Raw genomic sequence first — 5,052 nt, 5'->3', positions numbered from 1 at the left:
GACCGTGAATTGCCCCAAGAACAAGAGAGCTCGCGCAGTGAAGGCGAGCGCAAAATCTCGAGACGAGAAACTCTCTGCGAACCGAGTGGCCGCGTTCAATAGCGACCCTTTGGCCCGAGAGGGCGAGGTCGTTGCACTCGGGGCATATTGGCCTTCTCGCGCGAAGACCGCGAACACAGCGGTCGCGAGAACGAGGAATATCGCGAGCGCCGCATAGCCACCCCTCAGCGAGGCGAACGCGCACATATTGATCCCGATCAGTGCGCCGATTGGACCGGCAAATCCAAAAAGCCATGAAGCCATAGCCCTGCGTGACGCCGGCACACGGTCGGGTATCACGGCCAGTAGCGCGGCCTGGAAGAAATTCAGCGCAAACCAGAGACTTGCGCTGACCGCGACGATGACGACCAGGCTTGTCTGCCGCGCCATAACCACGAGCAGCGCCGCCGACGCCACTGCCATTCCGGCGAGCCAGGGCGTTCGACGGCCAAAGCGGCTCCGCGTTGCGTCTGATAGCGCGCCACCGCTTCCGAGCCCAACGATAGAGGCAATCGAACAAATTGTTACGATAAGTGCGAGATGCCCGACCTTTCCCGTTGGGTCGATATGCTCTACCTGCAAAGGAAGGACGATCTGCTGAACGCCGTTAAACGTGCCGTAGAGCGCAAACGCCGGCGGCAAGAGCAGCGCAAGCAATCTCGCTATCCTCGGGTTCGGCTCCGCATTAGATGCCAGCCGGCCCATATAGAAAGCCTTTCCGCAACACACCCACTGAAAGTCCCCGAAAAGCCGGCGTCGACAATCTCAATTTAGCAAGCCGTTGCATTTGTTTCGGCGAGATCACCAGCGCGGATCGTCACGATAAGCTATTAGCTCCGTTCATTCAGGCCGGGGCGATTTGCGACGCCGCTTCACGCCATCCTCTCAGGAGTTGGGGCTCCCGCCAAATCCGGCGCTCGTCTCGGCGGAAACATGACCAGCCCATGTGACGAGGGCGACGCGACCGGACGAGGTCAGCCCGTAATGCCCACGTTCGATTCGCTCGAACCAGCCATAGACATTGCCCTGAAGGATTTTGGCGGCGTCCGGAGCAAGTATCCGAAGGTCCCGCGGACGACTCGGCGCGCTGGCAAGCGCTTTTGCCACGGCGAGCGCCTGCTGACGATAGGAGGTCATTTGTGGCGTCCGAGTCGAACCGCCCACGATCGGATCCCCTTTGCGGCGACGATGCTCCTCGACGATGCGCGAACGCCGTTTGGCGTCGCGCCTCGGCTTCCATGGCGCTGGCTCCGCCACCACGTCGACCCGGCCCTCGGCGGTGACGGTGAGTAGGCCGAAGCCGAGGAACCGACAAAGCTTCTTCACGCGCGCGTCGTTCTCCCGGCCACGGCCCCGCTTGGAGGTGCCGACGGCGAGCCAGACCTCGTCGCAGACGGATGTGCGATCAACGGCCTGCAGCACCAGTTCGAGCGTGAAGCTTCGCTTCATCTCGCCGATCACGACGAGTTCAGGTGAGCCATCGGAAAGGGCGACGAGATCGCAGCCGTACACCTCGCCCTTGACCTCCAGGCCGAGCCTCTGCAGATGGCGCTTTATCGGTGGATAGAGGTCGGTTTCCAAGGTAGATCGCCTCTCGATGCGGAGTTGGATTAACTTCGCAACTCCTCGTTAACGGAGCGTGGATGGCGACCGCGTCGCGGCGATAGCCGCAAGACGAAATGAATTTTCAAGCTCTCCTGGTGGCGCATGTGGACGCGGGGATTTCCGCCCCCATCGGCAACGAGCAAAGCCTCGGCGTCGAGTCGATTTCCGGGAGGTTCGGCCTTCCTTCTCACGCTCGATCACAAGACGCCGCCTGGGCGGACACTCTGCGGTCGAGGGGCGAGACGAACGAACGCAATACGCCAGAATGCGGTCGCTGGCCCTTCGGGAACCTTGCGCCAGGAAAAGACGTCACGCATCACATCTCCCAGTCGAGGCAAAATTGCGCAAATTCGAGGTAACGGCATCACGAATAAGCGCTGCCCAATTTGGCCGTAGAACTGCCAGAAAAAGGACGACCCTCGTTCACGTTGGAGGCAGGCCGTGCCCCAGGGTGAAGGACCATACAAAACCCATATCGGCGCCGGTAGGCGCACGGTCTTTGAGCCCTTTTGTCTGCTACATGATCGGCGCCTGTTATTGGAAGGCGAAAAGCCTGTCGCCATCGGCGCGCGAGCGCCCGAAATCCTGATCGCGTTGCTGGAACGCCCGGGTGAACTCGTGTCGAAGGACGAGCTGTTCGCGCGAGCCTGGCCCAACACGATTGTCGAGGAGTCAAACCTTCGAGCACAAGTGGCGGCACTGAGGCGGGCGCTGCGCGAAACCCGGGAAACTCGATACATCGCCGCGGCGCCGGGCCGCGGATATCGGTTCGTTGGGTTGGTCTCCGCGCCTGGAGGCGAAGACATCGGGCTCCCCGAGCCGGGACATTCGCCTGAGAGCCCGAAAAACCGCAGGAATAATCTGCCCTCGCGCCTGACTCCGATTTTTGGCCGCGCCGAGGTCATGGGCGTTCTTTCCGCGCGGCTGAAGCGCCGTCGTTTCGTGACCATCGTGGGCCCCGCCGGAATCGGCAAGACAACAGTCGCCTTGGCTGTCGCGACGGAGTTGTCGTCGGCATACGCTGATGGAGCCTATTTCGTTGATCTGGCGCCGCTTGCCGACGCGGGACTTGTCGCGAGTGCGGTCGCCGCCGCGCTCGGAGCGGCCCCGGTCACCGAAGATTCGGTAAGCGAACTGGTCGCCTTTGTCCGGGGCAAACACATTCTGCTGCTTCTCGACAGCTGTGAGCATGTCGTCGAGGCCGCCGCGATCCTGGCTGAACGTATGTTGAAGGGCGCTATGTCCGTCGATGTCCTGGCGACCAGTCGCGAGCCTCTGCGCGCGGAAGGCGAAAGCGTTCATCGACTGGCGCCGTTGACGGTCCCGCCCGTCCAAGCGGGTCAAAGCGCGGCCGACGCGCTCGGCTATTCTTCCGTCGAGCTCTTTGTCGAGCGCGCAGCGTCGATCGCCGACGATTTCGAGCTGACCAACGAGGAGGCGCCGATAGTCGCCGATCTCTGTCGCCAGCTTGACGGTATCGCGCTTGCGATCGAGCTGGCGGCTGCTCGCGTCGACGCCCTTCATCCACGAGCCATCGCCGCACGTCTCAACGATCGCTTTCGTCTCCTGACAGGCGGTCGTCGCACCGCGCTGCCGCGCCATCGGACCCTCGCCGCTGCGCTCAATTGGAGTTACGAGTTGCTCACCGAGCGCGAGCGCGCAGTCTTTCGGCGACTTGCGGTATTTGCAGGCGGGTTCACATTGGAAGCCGTCTCGGCCGTGTGCGCGGACGCGGAGATCACGGCGCTCGACATCCCGGACCTCCTGGCGCAGCTCATCGCGAAGTCCATGGTCATCGCTGGCTCAGAGGGCGCTCGCGGCGATTATCGGCTCCTGGATACGATGCGGGCTTACAGCGCCGCCAAGCTTGCAGAGAGCGGACACAAGGATGCGATCCTTCGCCGCCACGCCCAGCACTTCCGTGACGTGTTTGAGCGAGCATTGTCCGAATGGGAGGAACGGTCGATCGGGGAATGGCTTGCCAGCTACGCCTGGCAGATCGACAACCTGAGGACAGCGCTGGAGTGGGCGTATTCCTCGAAAGGGGACGCGGATGTCGGAATGGCGCTGACGGTCGCAGCCATACCGCTTTGGTTCCAGCTGTCGTCAACGGACGGATGTCGCGAGTGCGTCGAGCGCGCGCTTTCAAGGCTCGGGTCGGACGAGGCGCGCGATGCGCGGGCCCGCGAAATCATGCAGCTCTACCTTGCGCTCGGCTTGTCCAGAACCTTCACCATCGGCCTCGCTCCGCAGGCCGCCGCGGCCTGGACGAAAGCATTCGACATTGCAGAAGCGCTGAACGACAAAGAATATCAGTTGGAAGCGCTCTGGGGATTGTGGTTCTATCACATCGGAGCAGGAGAATATCGGGCGGCGCTTCAGGTCGCGCAGCAGTTCTGCGCCATAGCCGAAACGGCGTCCGATATCCGGATGGGCGATCGTCTAGTCGGCATCCCGCTACACTGTCTTGGCGACCACGCCGCCGCACGCGATCGGATCGAGCGGCTTCTCATTGCTGATCTTGCGTCGCCAAACACATCTCGTGGCGTTCGCTTTCGATTTGGCCAGCCAACTGCCGCGCGGGTCATTCTGGCCCAGATGCTGTGGCTCCAGGGATTCCCCGAGATGGGGCAAAACGCCGCGCACACAAGCGCCGATGAAGCCCGCGCAATGGGACACGCGATCTCGCTGTGCGACGCGCTGGCGCAAGCGGTATGTCCGATTGCGATTTTGACGGGCGACTTGCACGGGGCGGATGAGGCGGTAGCGATGCTGCTCGAGCATTCCGGCAGACATTCGCTGGGCCCCTGGAGCGTTCTTGGAAAGGCATGGCGGGCCGTGCTTCTTGTCAAACGGAATGAGTTCAGTCTGCGCGGCGCGCACAGCGTCGCGGGGGTACGGATGGTCACACCGGTTTGAGAGATTAGGGACGCTCGACAATGTGCGGTGCAGCCTTGGTCGTGCGACCCTATGGCGGTTGTCGTACCGCTCGGGAAATGGCAAGGCACAGCCAAGGTCATATCCAACTGGAATTCTTATGCTTTCCAGCGGCGTTCGGTGCTTTTCGGATCCTGACGCCTACGGGGCGGCAGTGCGGGCCGCGAACGTCGAGCTTGTGGCGGACGGCAACCCCGACTTTTCAGCAAAGCTCATCAGCGTCGGGCTGCGACGCCTATGGATGCAGCGGTCCTATGCGAATGCGGACGGGGTCGCGCGCGTCAACATGTTATCCGGGCGGGCTGGCATTCTATTCGCATTGCCGCCGGCGCTCGCCCTGAACGGCGTCGCGCTGCCTGTGCGGCAGATCGTGCGATATGCTCCAGCACAGGAGTTCTGCCTGCGCGTGACGGCGGGCAGCCTGTCTTGGGCGGCCCTGGGGCTTCCGATCGAGGATCTGTCCGCCGCCGG

The 5,052-nt window shown here is 62.6% G+C and carries 4 protein-coding genes and 1 pseudogene; 3 read left to right on the top strand and 2 right to left on the bottom strand.

All coding sequences use genetic code 11. The features are described from left to right. Both ACLP25_RS09785 and ACLP25_RS09780 read right to left on the bottom strand, forming a co-directional pair. Window positions 1-696, bottom strand: a 696-nt coding sequence (locus tag ACLP25_RS09785) for an MFS transporter (protein WP_442469007.1), incomplete at its 3' end; no start/stop codon positions are given. Window positions 697-924: 228 nt separating this feature from the next. Further along, on the bottom strand, window positions 925-1,620 hold the full coding sequence (locus tag ACLP25_RS09780; RefSeq protein WP_442469006.1) for a DUF2161 domain-containing phosphodiesterase: 696 nt from the start codon (window positions 1,618-1,620) through the stop codon (window positions 925-927). A gap of 465 nt (window positions 1,621-2,085) precedes the next feature. On the opposite strand from ACLP25_RS09780, the pseudogene ACLP25_RS09775 reads away from it, so the two are divergent. The 3 genes and pseudogenes from ACLP25_RS09775 to ACLP25_RS09765 form a co-directional block, all read left to right on the top strand. Further along, window positions 2,086-2,403: pseudogene (locus ACLP25_RS09775) on the top strand (winged helix-turn-helix domain-containing protein); the annotation flags it as partial. A gap of 144 nt (window positions 2,404-2,547) precedes the next feature. Further along, window positions 2,548-4,563, top strand: a complete 2,016-nt coding sequence (locus ACLP25_RS09770; protein ID WP_442469008.1) for an ATP-binding protein — start codon at window positions 2,548-2,550, stop codon at window positions 4,561-4,563. Window positions 4,564-4,735: 172 nt separating this feature from the next. Further along, window positions 4,736-5,052: hypothetical protein (locus ACLP25_RS09765; protein WP_442469005.1), on the top strand; the 317-nt coding region annotated here is incomplete at its 3' end.

The sequence above is a fragment of the Roseiarcus sp. genome (assembly GCF_052145395.1).
Classification (GTDB): Bacteria; Pseudomonadota; Alphaproteobacteria; order Rhizobiales; family Beijerinckiaceae; genus Roseiarcus.
The sequence above is the reverse complement of the archived record's forward strand: the minus strand, read 5'-3'. Positions and strand labels throughout refer to the sequence as shown.